Here is a 22309-nt window from a genome sequence, read left to right as displayed (position 1 = left end):
GAACAGGTGCGGCGTCTGCCAGGATGACGCCGTGCCCACCTTCTCCGCCGCACGAGGCGACTCCTCGTTCACCGACGCCCACGGTGTCGAGATCGTCTACTCGACCTGGCGTGCGGGTACGCCGAAGGGCATCGTGCAGATCGCGCACGGTGTCGGGGAGCACGGGCTCCGGTACGAGCCGCTCGCGCAGGACCTCGTGCGCGCGGGCTGGACCGTGCACGCGAACGACCACCGCGGCCACGGCCGGACGGGCCTGGCGCAGTGGGACGGCGACCACGGTCGGCTCGGCCGACTGGGACCCGGCGGGCTCCGGGCTGCCATCGCGGCCGTCGAGCAGATGACCGCCGTCGCGAAGGCCGACGACCCGGGGTTGCCCGTCGTGCTGCTCGGTCACTCGTGGGGCTCGCTGATGGCCCAGCGGATCGTGAACACCTCGTCGGAGCGGTACGCGGGAGTCGTCCTGTCGGCGAGCGCGCTGCGGGTGCCCGGTTTCATGAACGGCGGCGACCTGAACCGACGGCACGCGGCCTCCGGCCCGACGAAGCACGAGTGGCTCACGCGTGACCGTGCCGTCATCGACGCGGTCGGGATCGACCCGCTGGCGGTGGAGGCCGACGTCCTCGGTCTGTTCGGGCTGCCGGACACCCTCCGACTGCTCGGGTTGCCGCGGCGCAGGATCCCGCACGACCTGCCGATGCTCCTGCAGGTCGGGTCCGAGGACTCGCTGGGCGGGCCCCGGTCCGTCGAGCTCCTCGCCCGCGCGTACCGGCGCTGGGGACGCCTCTCCGACGTCACGGTCCGCGTGTACGCGGAGGCCCGACACGAGGTCTACAACGAGACCAACCGCGACGAGGTGGTCGCGGACCTCGTCGCGTGGCTCGACCGGGCGGTCGCGCTCCGCTGATCGGTCGGCCGGCTGGCCGGCCGCGGTGGACCGTCAGGACGCCGCTTCGGCCGGCCCGTTCGCCGCCGCCGGCGTCGCCGCGTCCGCCGCCGCCGCCGGCGTCGCCGCGGCCTGCGACGCCTCGTGCCGTCCGGGAGCAGCGGCGTCCGGCCGAGGCGCCGCCCCATGCAGGAACCGGCGCACCGAACCGTGGAACAGGACCGGGTCCCGGTTGAGCTCCGAGCCGTGCGGGCAGGGTGCGACCTCCACCAGGGTGGCCGCCGAGCCGGCTGCCGCGGCGAAGCGCCGGGAGGCGTCGACCGGCACGTCACGGTCGCCGACGCTGTGGACGAGGAGCAGTGGCACCCCCGCTGGTGGCGACGGGCGCATCCGTCGGAGCGGGATGGGCGCCCGCATGCCGGCGAGCCGGCAGAGTCCGGGGACCGTGAGCGCGACGGCTCCGAGCGCGCCGAGGAACCCGGGGAAACCCGCCTTCACGGCACCCCACCGGAGCGCGGTGAACCAGTCGAGGGCCGGGCACACCAGGACCATCGCGTCCACGCGGTCCCGCAGCGCCGAGTCGCGCGCCGCGTGCATCGCGATCGTCGCTCCCATGGACCACCCGACCAGGACGAGTCGTCCAGCGCCGTGGTCGACGGCGTACCGCATCGCGGCGTCGAGGTCGTGCCACTCCGTCGAGCCGAAGGTCGCCGGCAGCCCACGGTCGTCCTCGGCGTCACCGCGGTACCCGATCACGAGCGAGCTCATGCCGGCGGCGAGGGTGTCGGGGACACCGCGGAGGACGGCGCTCCGGCTGGAGTGGATGCCGTGCACGTGGATCGCCCACGTGGTCGATCCGGGCACCGGGAAGAACCAGGCGGCATGCTCCGAGCCGTCCGCCGTGATCGTGACCTCGGCGGCATCGGGTGACACGGCTGCCGGGTCGTCGATGAGGTACCCGGTCCAGAGCAACTCGTCGCCCTGCTCCGGCAGCACCGCCGGGGCGTCCAGCACGGCGCGACCGACCCGGTCGCCGTCGTCGGTGAGCACGTCGCCGAGCAGGATGCTGTGCTCGTCATCGCCGAAGTAGACCCGGTACACGCCGGGACACCGGGTCTGCTCGTCAGCCGGCACCGTGACGGTCGTCGGGGTCACCTGGAGCACGGGCACGGTCCGCTTCGGCCGCGGGTGCACGGCCTTGCGGGCGACGACCACACCCGCCGTCGTCGACGCTGCGAGGCCCACGACCCCTGCGGCCGCCACGAGACGCGCCGCGACGCCGATCAGGCCCACGCGCAGCCCCCGCCGGTGCATCGTCCGTCCGGTCTGCCGCTGTCCGGTCTGCCGCTGTCCGGTCTGCCGCTGCCCTGTCCGCCCACGCGACGAGCCTATTCGCAAACGGCGGGCGAGCCGGGGGCCTGTGGGGAACCGGTCGGTGAACGAGAGGACCCCGGCCTGTTGGGGGGAACAGACCGGGGCCGGGCCACTCGACCCATTGGGGGGAACGGATCGAGCGGCGACGCCCGAGGGTCGAGGGGGGTCTCACCCCAGGCGTGCCACTGACGGTACGCCCGCGCACCTGCGGCGGCAACTCGGTTCGTTTTCAGGTGTTCCGCCGAGGTGCCGGTGGCGCCCGCCGACGGACGGGAGGCCCGGTGCGGGGCCGCCACGGGCCTCCCGGAATAGGGTGGCCGCATGCACGGTGAGTACAAGGTCCCCGGAGGCAAGCTCGTCGTCGTCGACCTGGAGGTCGTCGACGGCAAGATCGACCAGTTCCGGCTGGCCGGTGACTTCTTCCTCGAGCCGGACGACGCGCTCCCGCTCATCGACCAGGCGGTGGACGGCCTGCGTGCCGACACCGACGCCGCCGGCATCGCCGCCGCCGTCCGGCACGCGCTGCCCGAGGACGCCGTCCTGCTCGGTTTCACCCCCGAGTCCGTCGGGGTCGCGGTGCGTCGGGCGCTCTCGCGGGCGTCGTCGTGGCGGGACTACGAGTGGCAGGTCGTCCACGAGGGGCCGGTCAGCCCGAACGAGCACCTCGCGCTCGACCAGGTCCTGACCGAGGAGGTCGGGGCCGGACGCCGCGGACCCACCCTGCGCATCTGGGAGTGGGACCAGCCGGCCGTCGTCATCGGGTCGTTCCAGTCGTTGAAGAACGAGGTCGACCCCGCCGGTGCCGAGAAGTACGGCGTACAGGTCGTCCGGCGGATCTCCGGCGGCGGAGCGATGTTCATGGACGCCGGCGCGATCATCTCGTACTCGCTGTACGTGCCGACCGATCTGGTGCAGGGCATGACGTTCGCCGACTCGTACGCCTACCTGGACGAGTGGGTGATCGAGGCGCTCAAGTCCCTCGGCATCGAGGCGTACTACCAGCCGCTCAACGACATCACCTCGACCAAGGGCAAGATCGGTGGCGCCGCGCAGAAGCGTCTCGGCACCGGGTCGCTCCTGCACCACGCCACCATGAGCTACGACATGGACGGCGAGAAGATGGTCGAGGTCCTCCGCATCGGCCGCGAGAAGATGAGCGACAAGGGGACGACGAGCGCCGCGAAGCGTGTCGATCCACTGCGCTCGCAGACCGGCCTGACGCGTGCCGAGATCATCGACCGGCTCATCGGTACCTTCACGAAGCTGTACGGGGCGACGGAGGGGCACGTCACCGAAGCCGAGCGACAGCGGGCGCAGGAGCTCGTCGACACGAAGTTCTCGACGCGGGAGTGGCTCGAGCGCGTGCCCTGAGCGGGCCGCGGCGGACGCGCCGAGACCCGGCCTGGCGGACAGGACTCGGTGTCCGGCCGGGGCGGAGTGTCCGTGGGGGCGAGGTGCGGCGATCGCGGTCGGTGCGGATCGCGAGGATCAGCCGCGCGGCGGATGTCCTCCGTCGATCGGCCACGTAGCGTCGCTGCCGTGGACTGGTTGATCTTCCTGGGGGCGGTGGCCGCTGCGGTCGTCGTGATGTGGATCGCCGACCGCGTGGGCTGGATCGACCTGTCGAACAAGTCCACGCGCGGGGGCGGGTCCGGTGGTGCGGTCGGGATGCTGGACGAGGTGTTCGCCCCGACCCGGCACGAGACGCAGACCGAGTTCGAGCGACAGGCGCGGCTGCCGCGGGAGGCGCCGACGCCGGCCCGCCACGACCACGACCTGCTCAGCGGGACCGTGCTCATCCGGGTGCCGTCGGTCGGCGCGCACTCGACGGCCGCGCACCGGGCCGGCACGCACGACCGCCAGTACTGACGGCCGCTGCCGCGGAGCGGTCCTGCCGCGGAGCGGTCCTGCCGCGGAGCGGGTCCCGCCGCGGAAGTCGGGCGGAACGCCGCTCGACGCCCCGGGGACCCGCGGTCCGCGCCGGGAGGTCGGGGGCGCGCCCGTCAGCGGGCGGTGAGCTCCTGGTAGTCCGGGTGTCGCTCGACCCAGGCTGCGACGTAGCTGCACTGCGGCACGACACGACGGTCCGAGTTCGCACGGACGTCGTCGAGCGCCTGCTGCACGAGCATCGACGCGTGTCCGCCACCGCGGTGCTCGGGGTCGACCTCGGTGTGCACGAAGCGGATCTCGTCGCCGTCGACCTCGTAGGCGGCGAGGCCGATGACGGTGCCGTCCTCGACGAGGGAGTACTGGTTCAGGTCGGTGTCGTTGCGGACTTCGAGACTCATGGTCCGGACGGTACCCCGGCCGCCCCGGAGCCGTCGGAGAGACGGCGCCGACCCGGGAACGCCGCCGGCACGGTGCGTGTTGCGGGGCTACTCGGCGCTGTGGTGACCGTGCTGGTGGTCGTCGTGCCCGGCGGGCGGGGCCGGGGTCGAGCCGGCAGCGTGGGCGCCGTGCTGCGTGCGGATCGCTCCGGTCACCGTCGGAGGCTCGTCCACCGGGCTCGACGCCGCGTGCGCGCCGTGCGTGGTCGCCTCCAGCCGGGACGCCCTGGTGCCGTCCGCGGGGCGTGCGGTGGCCGACTCGTCGGAGGCGGTCGGGCCTCCCGTCCGCTGCCGGGGCAGGACCGGGACATCCGCACCGCTGGCCGCCCGCGCCGAGCGCGGCTGCGCGGCGACGTCGGGCGAGGTCGGCACGACCGCCGTCGACCCGGTGTCCGGGGAGACGAGCGACCCGGTCCCCGCTGCGGCCTGCTGGGCGTCGACCGTCAGACGGTCGGCGTCCGCGCTCTTCCGGGCGGCGTCGGCCTGCTCCTGCAGCGCCGACGTCTTGCGGAGCGGCGGCACCTTGAAGAACCAGGTGAGGACGAAGGCCAGCAGGATGACCGCGAGGCCGACCCAGTACACCGTGACCGCGGAGTCGCTGAACCCGACCAGGAACGGACGGCTCAGGCGCTCGTCGGCTCCGTTGAGGAAGGACGTGTCGTTGGTGGACGACGTGCTCGCCGAGGTGCCGCCCGTGCCGTCGCGCAACTGGTCGACGAGCTTCGGCGCCACCGTGTCGACGATGTCCCGTCGCTGCGCGGCGTTCGAGTAGTCGACCTGCAGGGTGCCGTCGACGACCTCGGCGCCCGCCTTGGCCGCGGCGGTCTGCAGCGCCTTCTGCTCGGCGTCGCCCTTCGCGTCGGCGACCTGCTGGGCGATGAGCGTGTCGGCCGCCGCTGCGGAGATCGTGCCCGCGTCGACCTGCTGCTGCACGGCCGCGGTGACCTGCTTCGTCACGGCCTGGTCGGCTGCCTGCTTCGCCCGCACAGCGCCCCGGTCGAGACCGTCCTGGACGTTCTCCTTGACCGGGGTGACGATCGGGTCCCAGATCTGGTCCATCACGCCCTTGTTCGCCTCGGCGTTCGCCACCGCGGGGTCCAGGGCTGCGTTCAGGGCGCTCTTCAGGTCGGTCTCGTTCTGCAGGGCGCCGGTGATGTTCGTCGGCATCAGGCTGAACAGCACGGACAGCAGCACCGCGGTGCCCATCGTGCCGCCGATCTGGCGGAAGAACGTGGCGGCACTCGTGGCGACGCCGATGTCCCGCGGGGAGACCGAGTTCTGCGCCGCGAGGGTCAGGGTCTGCATGAGCTGCCCGAGCCCGAGGCCGATGAGGAACATGCCCGTCATCAGGAACCAGAGCGGCCGGTCCGCGGTGAGGAACGTCAGGACGGTGTAGCCGACGGCGGTGAAGGCGGTACCGGTGACCGGGAAGATCCGGTACTTGCCGGTGCGGGACACGATCTGCCCCGACGCGATCGACGAGATCATCAGGCCGAGGACCATCGGCAGCATCGCGAAGCCGGACTCGGTCGGGGTGACGCCCTTGACGATCTGCAGGTACAGCGGGATGGTCAGCATCGCGCCGAACATGCCGAAGCCGATGAGCACGGAGAGCACGGCCGCCATCGAGAACACGTGCGAGCCGAACAGCTTGAGCGGCAGGATCGCGTCGTCGCCCATCGCCCGCTCGACGATGACGAACGCGATCAGACCGAGCACGCCGATGCCGTAGCACGCGAAGGCGCCGGGGGAGTCCCAGCCCCACTCGCGGCCCTGCTCGGCGATGAGCAGCAGCGGTACGAGGGTCACGATGACGAGGGTCGCGCCCCACCAGTCGATGCGCGGCTTCCGGCGCTCACCGAACTTCGGCAGGTGCAGGAACGTCAGCACCATGAACAGCGCGATGATGCCGATCGGGACGTTGATCAGGAAGACCCAGCGCCACCCGGTGATGAAGAGCAGGTCGTCCGCTCCCGCGAAGACCCCGCCCACCAGGGGACCGATGACCGAGGAGATGCCGAAGACGGCGAGGAAGTACCCCTGGTACTTGGCGCGTTCACGCGGGGCGAGCATGTCGCCCATGATCGCGAGCGGCAGCGACATCAGACCGCCCGCGCCGAGGCCCTGCAGCGCGCGGAACCCGGCGAGCATGAGCATCGACGTCGAGAACGACGCGGCGAGCGAGCCGATGATGAAGATGCCGATGGCGGTGATGAACAGCGGTCGCCGGCCGAACAGGTCGGAGAGCTTGCCGTAGATCGGCGTCGTGATCGTCGAGGCGATGAGGTACCCGGTCGTCACCCACGCCTGCTGGTCGAGTCCGTGCAGGTCGTCGCCGATGGTGCGGATGGCGGTGCCGACGATCGTCTGGTCGAGGGCACCGAGGAACATGCCGGCCATCAGGCCGTAGATCACGAGCAGGATCTGACGGTGGTTCATCACGACGTCGGACGACGTCGAGGGGGCCGCGGGTGCGGTCGCGGTCTGTGTCATGTGCGGGACTCCCGAGGACTTTGCGCTGCGTGCAAAGTTACAACCGCCGCAGCAGCGCCGCGGCCCGGGAACGCGTTCCTGTGGACATCGGCAGCCGTCCACAGGGCGACGCGCGGCGGACCTGCGCTCAGGCGACCGCCTGCTCGAGGGCCTCCTGGAAGCGCTCGTCGACCTCGATGCGGAGCTCGCCGGTGTCCTGGTCGTAGGCCGAGACGGGGGAGACGTGACCGTGGCGGGAGAACAGCAGGTCGGGGCAGAGCACTCCGCCGGGGAGGCCGGCCTCGCGGTCGCCGAGGACCCGCACCAGGAGCCCGGCGAGCGTCTGGATCGCCTGCACGCTGTCGACGTCGCGGAGCGGGACGGCGAGCAGCAGGTGGCGGTGCGGGACCGCGAACACGGTGCCGAACGGCGCTGCACCGAACAACGCCGGCAGGTTCACGGCCTTCGACGCGGTGAACAGCGACTCGCCCTCGACGATGTGCACGCCGGGTGCGATCTCGGCGTTCGCGTCGACCGGCTCGGCGTCGGTGTTGAACCGGCCCATCGCCCACAGCTCGTCACTGCCGAGCGCGAGCTTCGGCAGGGTGGCGGTGGAGAGCGTGCTGACCATCGTCGGGTAGTCGACGCAGAGGCCGAGCACGAGTCCGGGCGCGAACGGCCGCGCGTAGGTGAGGTCGGTCGGGTCCGCGCCGTCCTCGGCCATGAGTCGCAGCCGGATCCGGTCGCGGAGCTCGTCGGCACCGAGTTCCTCGGGCGGCGGCTCGCGGTGCGCCTGCAGCATCCGGTCGAAGTGCGCCGCGACGAGTGCCGCGCGGCGGACCTCGTTCTCACCGCGCACCTGCACGGCGAGGTTCGCGAGCAGGTACACCTGGCCGTCGGCGCCGAGGAGCCGTGCGCGACCCGGGTCGTCCGCGGGACCGTCGACGGTCGTCTCGACGCCCCGCTCGGCCAGGGTCCGCTGCGCGAGCACGACGAGCGACGGTGCGTCACCCGCCGGCTTCCTGCGTCCGAACCACGGCATGTGGCCCAGCCTGGCACGGAACGTCCGGGGTGTCAGGCCCCCAGTGCGGCGTCGACGATCTCCTTGGCCTCGCGCTGCACCTGCTCGAGGTGCTCCTGCCCGACGAAGCTCTCGGCGTAGATCTTGTAGACGTCCTCGGTGCCGGACGGTCGGGCGGCGAACCAGGCCCGGTCGGTGACGACCTTGACGCCGCCGACGGCCGCCTCGTTGCCCGGGGCCTTCGACAGCTTCGCGGTGATCGGGTCGCCGGCCAGGGTCTCGGCGGTGATGGCGTCGCCGTCGAGCTTCGACAGGCGGGCCTTCTGCTCCTTGCTCGCTGCTGCGTCGACGCGCTGGTAGACCGGGGCACCGAAGCGCTCGGTCAGTTCGGCGTACAGCTGCGAGGGGGTCTTGCCCGTGACAGCGATGATCTCGGACGCCAGGAGCGCCAGGATGATGCCGTCCTTGTCGGTCGTCCACGCCGTGCCGTCCTTGCGGAGGAACGAGGCGCCCGCGGACTCCTCGCCACCGAAGGCCACCGAGCCGTCGATCAGGCCGGGGACGAACCACTTGAAGCCGACCGGGACCTCCCACAGGCGGCGGCCGAGGGACTCCGCGACGCGGTCGATGATGCTCGACGACACCAGGGTCTTGCCGATCGCCGCGTCCTCGCGCCACTGCGGACGGTGCGCGTACAGGTACTCGATCGCGACGGCGAGGTAGTGGTTCGGGTTCATCAGGCCGCCGTCGGGCGTGACGATGCCGTGCCGGTCGGAGTCGGCGTCGTTGCCGGTCAGGACGTGGAAGTCGTCCTTGCGGGCGACGACCGAGGCCATCGCGGACGGGCTCGACGGGTCCATCCGGATCTTGCCGTCCCAGTCGAGCGTCATGAACGACCAGGTCGGGTCGACGTCGGGGTTCACCACGGTGAGGTCGAGGCCGTAGTGGTCTCGGATGAGGTTCCAGTAGGGCAGCGACGCGCCGCCGAGCGGGTCGGCGCCGATCTTCACCCCGGCGCGCTTGATCGCGTCGATGTCGATGATGTTCTCGAGGTCGGCGACGTAGTTGTGCAGGAAGTCGTAGCCGTCGTGCGTGGCGTGCTCGGCGCGCTGCACCTCGGCGTTGCCACCGGCGATGATCGCGTTCGCCCGGCCGGCGATCCACGTTGTCGCGTCGCTGTCGGCGGGGCCACCGTGCGGCGGGTTGTACTTGAAGCCGCCGTCGCGGGGCGGGTTGTGGCTCGGCGTGATGACGATGCCGTCTGCGGTGTCGTCGTGCCCGGCGGTGTTGTAGGCGATGATCGCGTGGCTCAGGGCCGGCGTCGGGACGTAGCCGTTGTCGGCGTCGGCGAGGACGTGCACGCCGTTGGCCGCCAGGACCTCGAGTGCGGTGCGCTCGGCGGGGCCGGAGAGGGCGTGGGTGTCGCGGCCGATGAACAGCGGGCCGTCGGTGCCCTGCGCGGTGCGGTACTCGACGATCGCCTGCGTGATGGCGGCGATGTGCGTGTCGTTGAACGCGGTGTCGAGCGAGGACCCCCGGTGGCCGGAGGTGCCGAAGACGACCTTCTGCTCGGGGTTCGTCACGTCGGGGACCCGGTCGTAGTACGCGGCGACGAGGGCGTCGAGGTCGACGAGGTCGTCTGCGGTCGCTGGGGTGCCGGCACGGTCGTTCATGGACCCATCCTGGCATCCGGCGGGTGGATGCGTTCAGGGTCGTCGGTGGACGAGTCGAACGGTCGCCTGCCGGACGAGGAGCGAGCGGCCGCCATCCCGGACGAAGGGGGGCGTCAGGGAGTGCGACCGCTCGCGGTCTGGGGGGAGGGGTCAGGCGGTGCGGAAGGACCCGGTCGCCGTGCGGACCGAGCCGGTGACCGTCCGGGTGCTCGCCGTGGCGGTGCGGGGGTGACGGAACTGCGTGTCGACGAAGCGACCGATGCGGTCCGCGCGGACACCCGTGTAGGTCCCGATCGCGTCGGAGCCGTCCGTGGTGGAGGTGTACGTGCCGTGCTCGTCGCGCTGCCGGAGCCCGCTCACGAAGATCCCGCCGAGGGGGAAGGTGCTCATGGTGCTCTCCTCGCTGTCGTGCCGAGGTGTCGCGACCGTCGAGCCGACGGGTCCGCGACACCATCGACTGCTGGGCACCAGTCTACGTCCTTCTCTTGCATCATGCAAAAGAAGGATGGCTCAGGTGACGAGCTCGCAGAAGTGCCGTCCGCTGTCCGTCCAGCTCTGGCGCACGGTCAGCCCCGCGGCGGCCGCGTGCGCACGGAGTGCCCGCAGGCCGACCTCGGCCCAGGGGAACGCCGAGCTCGCGTGTCCGTCGGCGTCCGTCACCGTGGCGACGTAGGTGCGGTCGGCGTCGGCGTCGCGGTTGGTCTCGACGACCACACGGCCGCCCACCCGGACGATCTCGGCCGCACGGGCGAGCAGGGCCACCGGATCGCCACCGATGCCGATGTTGCCGTCGATGACGAGCGCGGTGTCCCAGTGCCCCTCGTCCGGCACCGGGTCGAATACCGAGCCCTGGACGGCCCGGCCGCCGGAGCGTCGGGCGATCTCGACGGCCTCGGCCGAGACGTCCACACCGAGGGCCGGCAGACCCATCCGCAGCGCGGCGACGAGCATCCGACCGGGCCCGCAGCCGAGGTCGATCACCGGACCGTCGGCCCCCTCGAGCAACGACACGTCGACCCGGTCCGCGGCGGCGCTCCACCGGCCGACGTCCATCGTGACGACCTCGTCCGGACGGTCGGGGTCGGTGAGACGGAGGCGGCCGTCGGACCGCAGCGCTCGGGCGTACGGCTCGTCGCCGCCGGCTCCGAAGGCCTGCGTGGTGCTGGTCGTGTCGGTCATCGGACACCTCCGGAGGTGGTGGCGGACTCGGCGGCCAGGGCCGCGGCGAACCGCGTGGTGGGTGCGAGGGCCGCGACGCGCTCCGCATCGGGCACCGTGTCGACGTCGAGCAGCTCGGCCAGGAGGCCCGTGTCGAGTCCCGCGGACCGCAACCGTGCCAGCTGCACGGCCCCGGTGTCGTCCTGCGACATCGGCACCCCGCGCAGCAGGTCACCGGTCGGCTCGCGCAGGTACAGCGACCAGAAGCCGCCGTCCTCGGCCGGTCCGAACCAGGCGTCCCGCTCGGGCCCGTCGAACACCGGGGCGAGCGAGGCGGCGGAGACCTGCGGGGTGTCCATGCCGACCAGGAGGAGCGGACCGTCCACGGTGTCGAACAGGAACCCGAGGCGCTCGTCGAGTCCGCCGCCGGGCTGGTGCAGGACGTCGAAGCCCTCGGCGCCGTCGGGCAGGACGTCGCCGTCGAAGAACAGGACCCGGCGGGCGGCCGGCAGCGCGTGCACGGTGGCGAGCGTGTCGGCCAGGCTCGCTGCGGCGACCCGGGCGGCACCCTCGGGGGTGAGCGCCGGGGTGAGACGGGTCTTCACCTTGCCGGGCAGGCACTCCTTCGCGACGACGGCGACGGTGATGCCGGTCGTGGGCGCATCGGTGCCGTGCTCGGCGGTCATGAGCGCACCTCGGCAGCGACCTGCTCGGCGGAGGTCTGCTCGGCGGTCTGTGCTCTGGCGACCCGCTGGCGGACGGACACGGGCGCGGCGGGGCGGTTCCGGGCCTCCCGGCGGTACTCGCGGAGCAGACGCGACATGTCCTTGACGGCGTTGACCGTGCCGCGGAGCGTGCCGGTGACCTTGCTGTCGCCGATGCGCTGCGCGTAGCCGATGTCCGACTCGTCGACGCGCCAGCCGGCGGCGTGCGCGGCGAGGACCATCTCGAGCGGGTAGCCGCTGCGGCGGTCGCGGAGGTCGAGCGCGACGAGGTCCTCTCGGTGCATGACCCGCATCGGGCCGAGGTCGTGGAGGCGGTACCCGGTCGCGCGGCGCATGAGGACGGCGAGCACGCGGTTCGCGAAGCGGGCGTGCGGCGCCCAGGCGCCACGGCTGGTCGGCACGCGGCGGCCGAGGGCCAGGTCGACCCGGCCGTCGGCGACGCGCTGGACGAGGGCGGGGAGCTCGGCGGGGTCCATCGACGCGTCGGCGTCGCAGAAGGCGACGTAGTCGGCCGTCGCTGCGGCGACACCGGCCGCACAGGCGGACCCGAACCCGCGGACCGGCTCCGTCACGACGAGGGCGCCGTGCGCGCGGGCGACGTCGGCGGACCCGTCGGTCGATCCGTTGTCGACGACGATGGCCCGGTAGCCCTCGGGCAGACGGCCGATGACGGACGGCAGTGCGTCCGCCTCGTCGAGGCAGGGGAGGATCACGTCGACGCTCATGGAGACCATTCGGTGCCCTCCGTCGGATCGACTGGTCGCGCTGTCGTCCTGGGGGTGCGGACCGGCGTCGGGGTCGGCGGCGGGCTGTTGCGTCATGCACTCGAGCAAACACGATCCCGGCTGTCGGGGGACGGGGAGCGCGTCCCCCGACGGCCGTCCTGCGCACGGCGTGCGGCGTGGCGGCGTGGCGGCGCTAGCGCACGGCCGCCCGGAGCGGCGCGGTCGCGAACTCCCGCATCCCGCGCGTGAAGTCCACCTGCGCACGCCAGCCCAGCTCGTCGGCGATGCGCGCCGAGGACGCCGTGACGTGGCGGACGTCGCCGAGACGGTACTCACCCGTCACCACCGGCTGCGGACCGTCCGGCCCCGCGATCGCCGCGGCCATCTCACCGATCGTGTGCACCGTGCCGGACCCGACGTTGAACGCCCGGAACGACTCGGCCGGAGCGGTCCCGGTCGCGTCGATCGCCGCCAGGTTCGCACCGGCGACGTCGTCGACGTGTACGAAGTCGCGGCGCTGTGCCCCGTCCTCGAAGACCCGCGGCGCTTCGCCCCGCGCCAACGCCGAGCGGAACAGGGACGCGACTCCGGCGTACGGCGTGTTCGCGGGCATGCCGGGGCCGTACACGTTGTGGTAGCGGAGCGCGACGGACCGGCCGCCGGTGGCACGCGACCACGACGAGGCGAGCTGCTCCTGTGCCACCTTCGTCTGCGCGTAGACATTCCGCGGGTCGAGGGCGGCGGACTCGTCGATGAGCCCCGGCAGGAGCGGACGGCCGTCGGGGCCGATCGGGTCGAAGCGGCCGGCGTCGAGGTCCTCGCGGCGGCGGGCCGGCGGGCGCATCGGCTCACCGTCGGCGGTGCTGTACGCACCCTCACCGTAGACGACCATCGAACTCGCGACCACGAGTCGGCCGATGTCCATCCGGTCCATCGCGGCGAGCACGTGCGCGGTGCCGGCGTCGTTGCTCGAGACGTAGTCGGGGGCGTCCTGGAAGTCGACGCCGAGGCCGACCTTCGCGGCCTGGTGGCACACCACGTCGACGTCGTGCAGCGCGGCGTCGAGGGCGACCCGGTCGCGGACGTCGCCGTGCACGAGCTCGATGCCCGCGGTGCGGTGTGCGGTCACGACGGCGTCGGGGTCCCCGTGCACGTCGGTGCGCAGGGAGTCGAGGACGCGCACCTCGTGCCCGGCGGCCAGGGCCTGGCGGACGATCGTCGAGCCGATGAAGCCCGCGCCGCCGGTGACGAGCAGCCGGGTCACGGCCGGAGCTCCATCACGCGGGCGGAGGCACTCGCCGGGACGAGTTCACGCGGGGTGTAGTCGTCGGGGACGGCGGCGACGATCGAGCCGATGGCGCGGACGATGACCTCGTTGGCTCGGGCCAGACGGTCCATGACGGCCTGGTGGGTGACCGGGGCCTCGGAGCTCGTGTCGTCGGCGACCGGGGCCAGGCCGGCATCGGCGTCGGTCACGAAGGACAGGTTCACCGTGCCGATGCCGAGCTCCGCGGCGAGCGGGACCTCGGGGGTCATCGTCATGTTGATCGTGTGGCCACCGGCCTCACGCATCCACACCGACTCGGCGCGGCTCGAGAACCGGGGCCCCTGGATGACGACGCACGTGCCGGTCGGACGGAAGGGCACGTCGAGCGCCGCGACGGCGTCGATCGCCGCACGGCGGAGCACCGGGTCGAACGGGTCGGCGAAGGAGAGGTGCTGCACCTCGTCCTCGAAGTAGGTGTCGGCGCGGCCCCAGGTCCGGTCGATGAGCTGGTCCGTCACCACGAAGGTGCCGGGGGCGTAGTCCGGGTGCAGGCCACCGACGGCACTCGACGAGACGACGGCGCGGACGCCCAGGGAGCGCAGCGCCCAGAGGTTCGCGCGGTGCTCGATGCGGTGGGGCGCGACCGAGTGTGCCCGGCCGTGGCGGGTGAGGAAGGCGACACGACGGCCGGACATCGTGCCGATGCTGATCGGGCTCGAGGTCGGTCCGAACGGCGTCGGCACGTCCACCTCGTCCGCGGTGCCGGGTTCGAACAGTTCGTACAGGCCCGAGCCGCCGATCACACCGATCGTCGTCGTCTTCTCGTTGTCCACAGGTCCTCCGGTCGTCCTCGGCGCTGGTCGGCGCCGTCGTTACGCTACAGATGCGGGCCAGGAACGGCCCGCGCGCGGTGCCGTCGTCCCCGTCGGCGCCACGTCAGGATCATTCGGAGGCGCGCGTGCGAACGATCGGTCGGCACCGGGACGCGGTCCGGGCGCTCGTGGGGCCGGCCCTGCCGACCGCGGTGTCGCCGGGGACGGTCGAGTCGTCATCGGTCGTCGCGCTGGCCGCCGGGTCCGCAGCCGGCCACGGGTACCGCGTCCTCGCCACCACCGTGCTCCCGCCGACGCCCCTGCCGGCCTTCGACAACAGCCAGATGGACGGGTTCGCCGTGCGCGCTGCCGACGCCGGGGCGACCGTCCGCGTGACCGCACCGATCCCGGCCGGCGTCGTGCCCCGGCCGCTCGAGCCGGGCACCGCGGCCCCGATCATGACCGGAGCGCGGATCCCGGTGGGGGCGGACGCCGTCTTCCCGGTCGAGTCCACGCCAGCCGGGTCCTTCCCCGCCGCACTCGGGTCCGACCACGTGCCGGTACCGATCGACCTCGTGCCGGGGTCCTTCGTGCGTGTCGCCGGCTCCGACCTGGCCGCAGGAGCTCCGATCGCCCGGGCCGGACAACCCCTCACGCCGGCCGTGCTCGGGGCGCTCGCCGGTGCCGGGGTCACGACCGTCGACGTCCTCCGGCGCCCGCGGGTGCTCGTCGTGTCGACCGGCAGCGAGCTGCTCGATCCCGGCTCGACGGCCGACGCCGACCTCAGCGCCGGTGCCGCCATCGGCGATGCGAACGGGGTGGCGCTGTCCGCCGCGCTCGCCGAGGTCGGTGTCGACACGCGGCGGGTCCGGGTCCCCGATGACCCCGACGAGTTCCTCGGCGCCCTCGACGACGCCGTGGGGGACTGGGCGGATCTCGTGCTCACCACCGGGGGGATCAGCGCGGGGGCGTACGAGGTCGTCCGGCAGGCCCTCGAACCCCGCGGACTCGTCGTGACCTCGGTCGCGATGCAGCCGGGCGGGCCGCAGGCGCTCGGCACCGTGCCGGTCGCGGGACGATCGGTGCCGGTGGTCGCCTTCCCCGGCAACCCGGTCTCGGCGCTCGTCTCGTTCGAGGTGTTCCTCCGCCCGGTCCTCGCCCCTGCCGTCGGGCTGCCGGAGCACCGCCCGACCGTGGACCTGCCGGCCGCGGAGTCCGCGTCGTCGCCGGCGGCGAAGCACCAGGTCCGTCGCGGGACCGTCGTCGACGGCCGCGTCCACTTCGTCGGTGGGCCGGGTTCGCACCTGCTCTGGCACTACGCCGAAGCCACCCACCTCGTCCACGTCCCCGTCGGCACCACCAGCGTCGAGCCGGGCGACCCCCTGACCGTCTGGAGCATCCGATGACCGACCTGTCCCACGTCCGCGCCGACGGCAGCGCGCACATGGTCGACGTCTCCGACAAGGACGTCACCGCGCGGTCCGCGACCGCCACCGCCACGCTCGTCACCCGCCCCGACGTCGTCGAACGCATCCTCGACGGCTCGCTGCCCAAGGGCGAGGTCATCGGCACTGCCCGCATCGCCGCGATCATGGCAGTCAAGAAGACCTCCGACCTCATCCCGCTCTGCCACCCGCTGCCGATCGCCGGGGTCGAGGTCGACATCTCCGGCGCGGACGACCGCGTCGTCATCGAGGTCTCCGTGCGCACCACCTCCCGCACCGGCGTCGAGATGGAAGCCCTCACCGGCGCGAGCGTCGCCGCGCTCACCGTCTACGACATGGTGAAGGCGGTCGACAAGACGGCGTCGATCACCGACGTCCGCGTGCTCGAGAAGCACGGCGGACGTTCCGGCGACTGGAGCGCACGATGAGCGGCTCCGGCGTCCCGGACCGGGGGCGCGCCTCCGTCGTCGTGGTCTCGACCTCGGCCGCAGCGGACCCTGCCCTCGACCGCACCGGGCCCGTCATCGCCGACTGGCTGCGTGAGCGGGCGTTCGACGTCGGTGAACCGGTCATCGTCGCCGACCGTGGTCCCGTCGCCGACACGCTCGCCGCGGCCGTCACGGGCGGCGCACGCGTCGTCATCACCACGGGCGGCACCGGCGTCACACCGACCGATCGCACGCCCGAGGCCGTCGCACCCCTGCTCGACCTCGAACTCCCCGGCATCGTCGAGGAGATCCGCCGACGGGGACTGTCCGGAGCCGGACCGACCGCGCTGCTCAGTCGGGGCGTCGCCGGCATCATCGGCGGCGGCACGTTCGTCGTCACGCTGCCCGGATCACGCGGCGGAGTCGCGGACGGCCTGGCCGTGCTCGACGGGCTGCTCGACCACCTGCTCGCCCAACTGCACGGCGACGGCCACGCTCCCCGGAGCGCATCGTGAGCGCCGGAGCCGCGGACCGCGTCGTCGTCGCGGACGTCGTCGACCGGGCCATCGCCGTGGACGAGGTCTCCCGCGTCGTCGCCTCCGACCACGAGGGCGCGGTCGTCACCTTCGCCGGGGTCGTCCGCGACCACGACGGTGGGAAGGGCGTCACCGCGCTCGACTACGAACGGCACCCGAGCGCCGGGGAGGTCATGGCGGAGGTCGCCCGGACGATCGCCGAGCAGCACCCGGAGGTCCGCATCGCCGTGCTGCACCGCGTCGGTGCGCTCGGCATCGGGGACGTGGCGCTCGCGGCGGCGGTGGCGTCCGGGCACCGCGCCGAGGCGTTCGCTGCGTGTGGGGCCCTCGTCGACCTCGTCAAGGAGCGGGTGCCGATCTGGAAGCACCAGCGGTTCACCGACGGGTCGGACGAGTGGGTGGCGGCGCTCTGACGCCGGTGCGTCGCATGGTGTTCGATCAGAACCGATGAGCATCGATCAGGATCTGGTGGCACGCCGGTGGGCGGCGGCCGACGCGGACGCGGAGCGGGTGCTCGCACACGAGCAGAGACTCCTGCGGGTGACGCCGTGGACGAGGTGGAGCCTCGGTCTCGGTCTGGTCGCGCTCCTGATCGCGGTCGTCGGGCTCTTCCTGCTGCCACGTGGGGAGGACGACGGCGCACACTTCACCATCGCGATGGTCCTCGCCACAGCGGCGATCGCTTCCGTCATCGTCCGCGCAGTCGTCACCACGCGCAGTCGACGTGACGTCGGCACCGCGTTCCCGACGGTGACGACGGCCCTGTCCGCGCGGGAGCGGCACGCCATCGCCCGTGCGGTGCGCGGGCGAGTCCGCGCACCGCAGGACCGACTCCGGATCGTCCGGGCCGTCGCCGTGCTCCGTGCGGCTCCCGACCAGGTCGAACGCCTGATCTGGTACTCGGCGTTCTGGTTCGCCCTCGCACTCGGGAGCTCGACCGCGGCCCCGCTCGGCGGCGCGCTGTACTGCGTCGCGGCCGTCTTCTCGGCAGGAGCTGCCGTGTACGCGTGGTTCGACGTCGCCCGGGTCCGACGTGCCCTCCGGACGTCACCCGCTCCATGGGACGTATCGGTGCCCGCCGCGTCCGCCTGACGAGACGGTGGCGGTACCAGACGCGGCGGCGACGGAGCCGCTGTGTCGGTGCTCACCACGCGCCACCGACCCACGAACACGGGCGTAGCGCCACCACCTCGCGACTCCCTAGTATCCGGACCATGGGAATCCTGCTGTCCGGCGTGAGCGTCGTCCTGCTCGTGTTCGCCCTGATCGACATCATCACGCGCCCCGACAGCGAGGTCCGAGGCCTGCCGAAGGTCGCCTGGATCATCCTCGTGATCCTGTTGCCGTTCGTCGGCAGCATCGTGTGGTTCGCGATCGGACACGACTGGAGCGCAGGGTCTCGGAACCACGGCCGCTACCTCGAGCCGAAGCGGCACGAGGACGGGTACGCCACGCTCGGCGCCGCGAAGGCCGCACACGGGGACAAGCGGGTCTCGAGCACGGAGCAGGAACTCGCCGAGCTCGAGCGTGAGATCGAGTACTGGGAAGCGCAGGCGCGCCTGAAGCGGGCGAAGGAAGCCGCTGGCGAGGGTGACCCGACCCCCGCGAGCTGAACCGGGCCTCCCGGCGCGCGCTGCCAGACTGATCGCATGCCCGACTCCCGCCCCTGGTCCGACGTGCCGGTCATCGACCCGCTGGACCGGCACTGGGACCTCATCGATGCCCGGACACGGGGACTGCCCACCCAGGTCGCCGCGCAGCGACGCGCTCGTCGCAAGCGTTTCGCCATCGTCGCGATGACGACGGTGCTCGCGCTCGTTGTCGGTCTGGTCATCGGGACGACCCGATCTGAGGAGACGTCCTGGCTGGACTCGTCGCGCGACCGACGATCCGACGCCGCGACCGTCTTCGGCGTCCTGATGTCACTGACAGGCGTCGCTCTGTGGGTCGTCGGTGTCGTGCAAGTGCTGCGGAAGGGCCGCTTCGCCGAGCTGTGGTCAGATCCTCTGTCCGGCATCCCGTGGCGAGATCGTCGTTCGATCGAACGGAAACTCAGGAGTGCGGCTCCGCCAGAGCCTGGACGAGCACCGGTCCTCCGGCGGCTGGCTGCGCTGCGCCTGAGGCAGACGGAATGGACGATCTGGTTCCTCGCGGGCTGGGTCCCCTTCGCTGGTGGCCAGGCGATCGCGTCACCGTTCGAGTTCTTCCGTTGGGTGCAGACCGGCGGTGTGCTGCTGTTCCTGGTGGTGTTCATGCTGTCTGTCCGTCAGCGGGCGCGATGGCGAGCATTGATCGAGGTGACCGAGCCCGACTGACCCGGCTCGGTGCGGGTGCGCCAGGGGAGCCGGGCAGCAGGAGCCGCAGTCGCCTTGCGGGGACCGAGGTGGCCGCACGGTTGGTTCGCGCGCGGTCGTGAGTCGCCTCCGCTCCGCCCTGGCGCAGAGCGCCCCCGCGCCCGCCTACCCTGGTCAGGTGGCTCATCTCCTCGGCGCCGAGAACGTGCATCTCGAGTTCCCCACCCGTGTCGTCTTCGACAGCGTGACCATCGGCCTCGACGAGGGCGACCGGATCGGCGTCGTCGGGCGCAACGGCGACGGCAAGTCGACGCTGCTCGCCCTCCTGGCGCAGCGACTCGAGCCGGACTCCGGCCGGGTAACGCACCGCCGCGGGGTGACCATCGGGTACCTCGACCAGCGTGACGTCCTGCCCGAGGGCATGACCGTCGGGCAGGTCGTCGTCGGCGACCTCGCCGAGCACGAGTGGGCGGGCGACCCGAAGATCCGCGACGTCATCGGTGGCCTCGTGTCGGACATCCCGTGGGACGAGACGGTCGACGAACTGTCCGGTGGTCAGCGTCGGCGGGTGGCGTTGGCGCGTCTGTTGGTCGGCGACTGGGACGTGCTGTTCCTCGACGAGCCGACGAACCACCTGGACGTCGAGGGCATCCAGTGGCTCGCCGAGCACATCAACCGCCGCTGGTCGTCGAACCAGGGCGGCATGGTCGTCGTCACCCACGACCGGTGGTTCCTCGACGCGGTGTCGACCGACACGTGGGAGGTGCACGACGGCGTCGTCGAGCCCTTCGAGGGCGGCTACGCGGCGTACATCCTGCAGCGCGTCGAACGTGACCGGCAGGCAGCGTCGAGCGAGCAGCGCCGGCAGAACCTGGCCCGCAAGGAGCTCGCGTGGCTCCGGCGGGGTGCACCGGCGCGGACGAGCAAGCCGAAGTTCCGCATCGACGCGGCCAACGCGCTCATCGACGACGTGCCGCCGATCCGCGACACGGTCGCGCTGTCCCAGATGGCGACGGCACGCCTGGGCAAGGACGTCGTCGACCTCATCGACGCGGGCGTGTCCTTCGACGGCACGATGATCATCGAGGGCGTCGAGTGGCGCATCGCCCCGGGGGAGCGGACCGGCATCCTGGGCCCGAACGGCGCCGGCAAGTCGACACTGCTCAACCTGGTCTCCGGCAAGCTCCAGCCGACCACGGGCCGGGTGAAGACGGGCAAGACCGTGCAGATCGCGGTCCTCGACCAGCAGCTCGCCGACCTCCAGCAGTTCGCCGAGGACCGCGTCCGCGAGGTCGTCGCCCGCAAGAAGACGAGCTACGTCGCCGACGGCAAGGAGATGACGCCGTCGCAGCTGCTCGAGCGGCTCGGCTTCACCTCGGAGCAGCTGTCGACCCCGGTCAAGGACCTGTCCGGTGGGCAGAAGCGCCGCCTGCAACTCATGCTCATCCTGCTCGACGAGCCGAACGTCCTCATCCTCGACGAGCCGACGAACGACCTCGACACCGACATGCTCGCCGCCATGGAGGACCTGCTCGACACCTGGCCCGGCACGCTCCTCGTCGTGAGCCACGACCGGTACCTGCTCGAGCGCGTCACCGACCAGCAGTACGCCGTCCTCGGCGGGCACCTGCGCCACCTGCCCGGCGGCGTCGACGAGTACATGCGCCTACGTGCCTCCGGCAGCGGTGGCACGACGGCGTCGGCGGCTGCCGCCGCATCGGCCGGGAGGCCCGACACCGCCGGTGCGTCCGCGGTCGCCGCCGCCTCGGGGTTGCGTCCGGCAGCGGGATCCGGTTCGGCTCCGGCCGCTGCGCCGACCCTGTCCGGCTCCGAGCGCCGCACGGTCGAGAAGGAGATGTCCGCCCTCGACCGCCGGATCGCCAAGCTCGGGGACGACCGGAAGAAACTGCTCGACTCGTTCGCGACGCACGACCAGTCCGACTACGAGGGGCTCGGAGCGCTGCAGGGGCGGCTCGCCGACCTCGACGCCGAGGTGGAGCAGCTCGAGGAGCGGTGGCTCGAGGTGGCGGAGCAGCTCGGGGTGTAGCCCGGGTGCGAACGGCACTGGCGGTCGGCGTCAGTCGCCGAGGCCGAGGATGAGGCGCCGCAGCAGTGCCGCCAGCTGGCCCCGCTCGTCGTCCGACACCCCAGCGAGGATCGCGCGCTCGGCCTGCAGCAGGTCCGCGATGGCCGCGTCCACCGCGCTCCGACCCGTCGGCGTCAACGACACGAGAACGCCCCGGCCGTCACGCGGATCCGTCCGGCGAGCGACGAGCCCGCGCGCAGCGAGGCGGTCCACCCGGTTCGTCATCGTGCCGCTCGTCACAAGGGTCTGCTGGAGCAGCACCTTCGGGCTCAGCTCGTACGGCTCGCCCGCCCGCCGGAGTGCCGACAGGACGTCGAACTCCCACGGCTCCATCCCGCCCGCCTCGAACGCCTGACGTCGGGCGCGGTCGAGATGCCGGGCGAGCCGGTCGACCCGTGACAGCACGTCGAGCGGCGCGAAGTCCAGATCAGGGCGCTCCCGTCCCCACGCCGCGACGATCCGGTCGACCTCGTCCTCTGGCGGCATCCGTCCATCATGGCGTGGATCGGCAGCGCACGACCAGTGCCGGGCACATGGGAGGATGGTCGGGCTCCTCCGGGAGCGTTCCGCCTTGGTGTAATGGCAGCACGACGGCCTTTGGTGCCGTTAGGTCCGGGTTCGAATCCTGGAGGCGGAGCGATGGACCGATCGGTCTATCGGCGGAATCGGTTCGGTGTAACGCCTACGGATGTAGCTGACCTCCAGGCTCTTCCTATCGCCGTACTCGCGCAGATCGGCAACCTGGAGGGGGCGCCCTACTGGGCCCGTGGTGTTGCGAACCGCCGCGTACTGGACGCCCGACTGGAAGCTGCCGAACGGATGGAAAGCCCCGATCTGCCGGCTTTGCGGGACATCAACGCGTCCGTCCACGACCAGAGCCACCTCGGCAAGCGGACGCTGATCGCCCTGACAGCTGATTCTCCGCCGCTCGCCGCCATCTCCATCGGCGACCTGGACACCGCAACGAACGTCAGGGACTGCTGCAGGTTTGGTTGACTCCTGACGGGTAGGAGCGTTGGCTCCTGCTGGAAGGATGTGCGCCATGGTGAAGGCGTATCCGGAAGAGTTCCGCCGTGACGTGAT

Annotated in this window: 24 protein-coding genes and 1 tRNA gene; 13 read left to right on the top strand and 12 right to left on the bottom strand. The window is 72.2% G+C overall.

Annotation, left to right across the window (positions count from 1 at the left end; all coding sequences use genetic code 11):
* Positions 1–31: 31 nt before the first annotated feature.
* A complete protein-coding gene (locus DEI83_RS09530; RefSeq protein ID WP_258371148.1) occupies positions 32–904 on the top strand; it encodes an alpha/beta hydrolase in 873 nt (290 codons plus the stop codon).
* 33 nt (positions 905–937) lie between these two features.
* Here the strand turns inward: DEI83_RS09530 and DEI83_RS09525 are convergent, their stop codons facing one another.
* Complete coding sequence (locus DEI83_RS09525; protein WP_181431151.1) at positions 938–2176, bottom strand: S9 family peptidase; 1239 nt, start codon at positions 2174–2176, stop codon at positions 938–940.
* Positions 2177–2578: 402 nt separating this feature from the next.
* On the opposite strand from DEI83_RS09525, the gene DEI83_RS09520 reads away from it, so the two are divergent.
* Positions 2579–3628, top strand: a complete 1050-nt coding sequence (locus DEI83_RS09520; RefSeq protein WP_111081728.1) for a biotin/lipoate A/B protein ligase family protein — start codon at positions 2579–2581, stop codon at positions 3626–3628.
* Positions 3629–3796: 168 nt separating this feature from the next.
* Positions 3797–4126, top strand: coding sequence for a hypothetical protein (locus tag DEI83_RS09515; RefSeq protein ID WP_111081727.1), 330 nt, complete (start codon positions 3797–3799; stop codon positions 4124–4126).
* A gap of 134 nt (positions 4127–4260) precedes the next feature.
* Here DEI83_RS09515 and DEI83_RS09510 read toward each other — a convergent pair whose 3' ends face one another.
* The 10 genes from DEI83_RS09510 to DEI83_RS09465 form a co-directional block, all read right to left on the bottom strand.
* Positions 4261–4545 (bottom strand): GNAT family N-acetyltransferase, encoded by a 285-nt coding sequence (locus DEI83_RS09510; RefSeq protein ID WP_111081726.1) that lies wholly within the window; start codon positions 4543–4545, stop codon positions 4261–4263.
* 87 nt (positions 4546–4632) lie between these two features.
* Positions 4633–7077 (bottom strand): MDR family MFS transporter, encoded by a 2445-nt coding sequence (locus DEI83_RS09505; protein WP_111081725.1) that lies wholly within the window; start codon positions 7075–7077, stop codon positions 4633–4635.
* A gap of 127 nt (positions 7078–7204) precedes the next feature.
* Positions 7205–8098, bottom strand: coding sequence for a hypothetical protein (locus DEI83_RS09500; RefSeq protein WP_111081724.1), 894 nt, complete (start codon positions 8096–8098; stop codon positions 7205–7207).
* Positions 8099–8130: 32 nt separating this feature from the next.
* Positions 8131–9750 (bottom strand): phosphoglucomutase (alpha-D-glucose-1,6-bisphosphate-dependent), encoded by a 1620-nt coding sequence (gene pgm / locus DEI83_RS09495; protein ID WP_111081723.1) that lies wholly within the window; start codon positions 9748–9750, stop codon positions 8131–8133.
* A 150-nt stretch (positions 9751–9900) separates the two neighbouring features.
* Complete coding sequence (locus tag DEI83_RS09490; RefSeq protein WP_111081722.1) at positions 9901–10140, bottom strand: hypothetical protein; 240 nt, start codon at positions 10138–10140, stop codon at positions 9901–9903.
* 120 nt (positions 10141–10260) lie between these two features.
* Positions 10261–10929 (bottom strand): class I SAM-dependent methyltransferase, encoded by a 669-nt coding sequence (locus tag DEI83_RS09485; RefSeq protein WP_111081721.1) that lies wholly within the window; start codon positions 10927–10929, stop codon positions 10261–10263.
* Positions 10926–11594 carry a DUF2064 domain-containing protein gene (locus DEI83_RS09480; protein ID WP_111081720.1) on the bottom strand — a complete coding sequence of 223 codons (669 nt, stop codon included), beginning with the start codon at positions 11592–11594 and terminating at the stop codon, positions 10926–10928. Before DEI83_RS09480 ends, DEI83_RS09485 begins: the two co-directional genes overlap by 4 nt.
* Positions 11591–12358: a glycosyltransferase family 2 protein gene (locus tag DEI83_RS09475; RefSeq protein WP_309146587.1), complete on the bottom strand. Its 768-nt coding sequence runs from the start codon at positions 12356–12358 to the stop codon at positions 11591–11593. The genes DEI83_RS09480 and DEI83_RS09475 overlap by 4 nt, the downstream gene beginning before the upstream one ends.
* A gap of 193 nt (positions 12359–12551) precedes the next feature.
* Positions 12552–13622 (bottom strand): NAD(P)-dependent oxidoreductase, encoded by a 1071-nt coding sequence (locus DEI83_RS09470; RefSeq protein WP_111081719.1) that lies wholly within the window; start codon positions 13620–13622, stop codon positions 12552–12554.
* Positions 13619–14458 carry an MTAP family purine nucleoside phosphorylase gene (locus tag DEI83_RS09465; protein ID WP_111081718.1) on the bottom strand — a complete coding sequence of 280 codons (840 nt, stop codon included), beginning with the start codon at positions 14456–14458 and terminating at the stop codon, positions 13619–13621. The genes DEI83_RS09470 and DEI83_RS09465 overlap by 4 nt, the downstream gene beginning before the upstream one ends.
* 125 nt (positions 14459–14583) lie before the next feature.
* On the opposite strand from DEI83_RS09465, the gene glp reads away from it, so the two are divergent.
* From glp to DEI83_RS09425, 8 genes are all read left to right on the top strand, one after another.
* Complete coding sequence (gene glp, locus DEI83_RS09460) at positions 14584–15843, top strand: gephyrin-like molybdotransferase Glp (protein WP_258371146.1); 1260 nt, start codon at positions 14584–14586, stop codon at positions 15841–15843.
* The gene (moaC, locus tag DEI83_RS09455) at positions 15840–16310 is read left to right on the top strand and encodes a cyclic pyranopterin monophosphate synthase MoaC (protein ID WP_111081716.1); all 471 of its coding nucleotides are present in this window, start codon (positions 15840–15842) and stop codon (positions 16308–16310) included. The genes glp and moaC overlap by 4 nt, the downstream gene beginning before the upstream one ends.
* Positions 16307–16825: a molybdenum cofactor biosynthesis protein B gene (locus tag DEI83_RS09450; RefSeq protein ID WP_111081715.1), complete on the top strand. Its 519-nt coding sequence runs from the start codon at positions 16307–16309 to the stop codon at positions 16823–16825. Before moaC ends, DEI83_RS09450 begins: the two co-directional genes overlap by 4 nt.
* Positions 16822–17259, top strand: a complete 438-nt coding sequence (locus tag DEI83_RS09445) for a molybdenum cofactor biosynthesis protein MoaE (RefSeq protein ID WP_111081714.1) — start codon at positions 16822–16824, stop codon at positions 17257–17259. Before DEI83_RS09450 ends, DEI83_RS09445 begins: the two co-directional genes overlap by 4 nt.
* A 34-nt stretch (positions 17260–17293) precedes the next feature.
* Positions 17294–17938, top strand: a complete 645-nt coding sequence (locus tag DEI83_RS09440; RefSeq protein WP_111081713.1) for a hypothetical protein — start codon at positions 17294–17296, stop codon at positions 17936–17938.
* Positions 17939–18060: 122 nt separating this feature from the next.
* Entirely contained in the window at positions 18061–18459 is a 399-nt protein-coding gene (locus tag DEI83_RS09435; RefSeq protein WP_181431150.1) for a PLD nuclease N-terminal domain-containing protein, read from the top strand.
* A 63-nt stretch (positions 18460–18522) separates the two neighbouring features.
* On the top strand, positions 18523–19161 hold the full coding sequence (locus DEI83_RS09430) for a hypothetical protein (protein WP_146243285.1): 639 nt from the start codon (positions 18523–18525) through the stop codon (positions 19159–19161).
* Between the two features lie 157 nt (positions 19162–19318).
* Positions 19319–21187 (top strand): ABC-F family ATP-binding cassette domain-containing protein, encoded by a 1869-nt coding sequence (locus DEI83_RS09425; RefSeq protein ID WP_111081710.1) that lies wholly within the window; start codon positions 19319–19321, stop codon positions 21185–21187.
* Positions 21188–21217: 30 nt separating this feature from the next.
* Here the strand turns inward: DEI83_RS09425 and DEI83_RS09420 are convergent, their stop codons facing one another.
* Positions 21218–21712, bottom strand: a complete 495-nt coding sequence (locus tag DEI83_RS09420) for a MarR family winged helix-turn-helix transcriptional regulator (RefSeq protein WP_111081709.1) — start codon at positions 21710–21712, stop codon at positions 21218–21220.
* A gap of 79 nt (positions 21713–21791) precedes the next feature.
* On the opposite strand from DEI83_RS09420, the gene DEI83_RS09415 reads away from it, so the two are divergent.
* Together DEI83_RS09415 and DEI83_RS15705 are read left to right on the top strand one after the other, a co-directional pair.
* Positions 21792–21863, top strand: a tRNA-Gln gene (locus DEI83_RS09415).
* Positions 21864–21865: 2 nt separating this feature from the next.
* On the top strand, positions 21866–22222 hold the full coding sequence (locus DEI83_RS15705; RefSeq protein ID WP_146243284.1) for a hypothetical protein: 357 nt from the start codon (positions 21866–21868) through the stop codon (positions 22220–22222).
* Positions 22223–22309: the final 87 nt, after the last annotated feature.

Origin of the sequence: Curtobacterium sp. MCBD17_021 (assembly GCF_003234525.1) — a bacterium.
GTDB lineage: Bacteria > Actinomycetota > Actinomycetes > Actinomycetales > Microbacteriaceae > Curtobacterium.
This window is presented reverse-complemented; position numbering and strand designations above follow the sequence as displayed.

What these genes read in the sequence shown, in the direction of transcription:
- DEI83_RS09520 (WP_111081728.1), top strand. Translation starts at nt 2,579, where the DNA reads ATGCACGGTGAGTACAAGGTCCCCGGAGGCAAGCTCGTCGTCGTCGAC.
- DEI83_RS09510 (WP_111081726.1), bottom strand. Translation starts at nt 4,545, where the DNA reads ATGAGTCTCGAAGTCCGCAACGACACCGACCTGAACCAGTACTCCCTC.
- DEI83_RS09505 (WP_111081725.1), bottom strand. Translation starts at nt 7,077, where the DNA reads ATGACACAGACCGCGACCGCACCCGCGGCCCCCTCGACGTCGTCCGAC.
- DEI83_RS09500 (WP_111081724.1), bottom strand. Translation starts at nt 8,098, where the DNA reads ATGCCGTGGTTCGGACGCAGGAAGCCGGCGGGTGACGCACCGTCGCTC.
- pgm (WP_111081723.1), bottom strand. Translation starts at nt 9,750, where the DNA reads ATGAACGACCGTGCCGGCACCCCAGCGACCGCAGACGACCTCGTCGAC.
- DEI83_RS09490 (WP_111081722.1), bottom strand. Translation starts at nt 10,140, where the DNA reads ATGAGCACCTTCCCCCTCGGCGGGATCTTCGTGAGCGGGCTCCGGCAG.
- DEI83_RS09485 (WP_111081721.1), bottom strand. Translation starts at nt 10,929, where the DNA reads ATGACCGACACGACCAGCACCACGCAGGCCTTCGGAGCCGGCGGCGAC.
- DEI83_RS09480 (WP_111081720.1), bottom strand. Translation starts at nt 11,594, where the DNA reads ATGACCGCCGAGCACGGCACCGATGCGCCCACGACCGGCATCACCGTC.
- DEI83_RS09475 (WP_309146587.1), bottom strand. Translation starts at nt 12,358, where the DNA reads ATGAGCGTCGACGTGATCCTCCCCTGCCTCGACGAGGCGGACGCACTG.
- moaC (WP_111081716.1), top strand. Translation starts at nt 15,840, where the DNA reads ATGACCGACCTGTCCCACGTCCGCGCCGACGGCAGCGCGCACATGGTC.
- DEI83_RS09450 (WP_111081715.1), top strand. Translation starts at nt 16,307, where the DNA reads ATGAGCGGCTCCGGCGTCCCGGACCGGGGGCGCGCCTCCGTCGTCGTG.
- DEI83_RS09440 (WP_111081713.1), top strand. Translation starts at nt 17,294, where the DNA reads ATGAGCATCGATCAGGATCTGGTGGCACGCCGGTGGGCGGCGGCCGAC.
- DEI83_RS09435 (WP_181431150.1), top strand. Translation starts at nt 18,061, where the DNA reads ATGGGAATCCTGCTGTCCGGCGTGAGCGTCGTCCTGCTCGTGTTCGCC.
- DEI83_RS09420 (WP_111081709.1), bottom strand. Translation starts at nt 21,712, where the DNA reads ATGCCGCCAGAGGACGAGGTCGACCGGATCGTCGCGGCGTGGGGACGG.
- DEI83_RS15705 (WP_146243284.1), top strand. Translation starts at nt 21,866, where the DNA reads ATGGACCGATCGGTCTATCGGCGGAATCGGTTCGGTGTAACGCCTACG.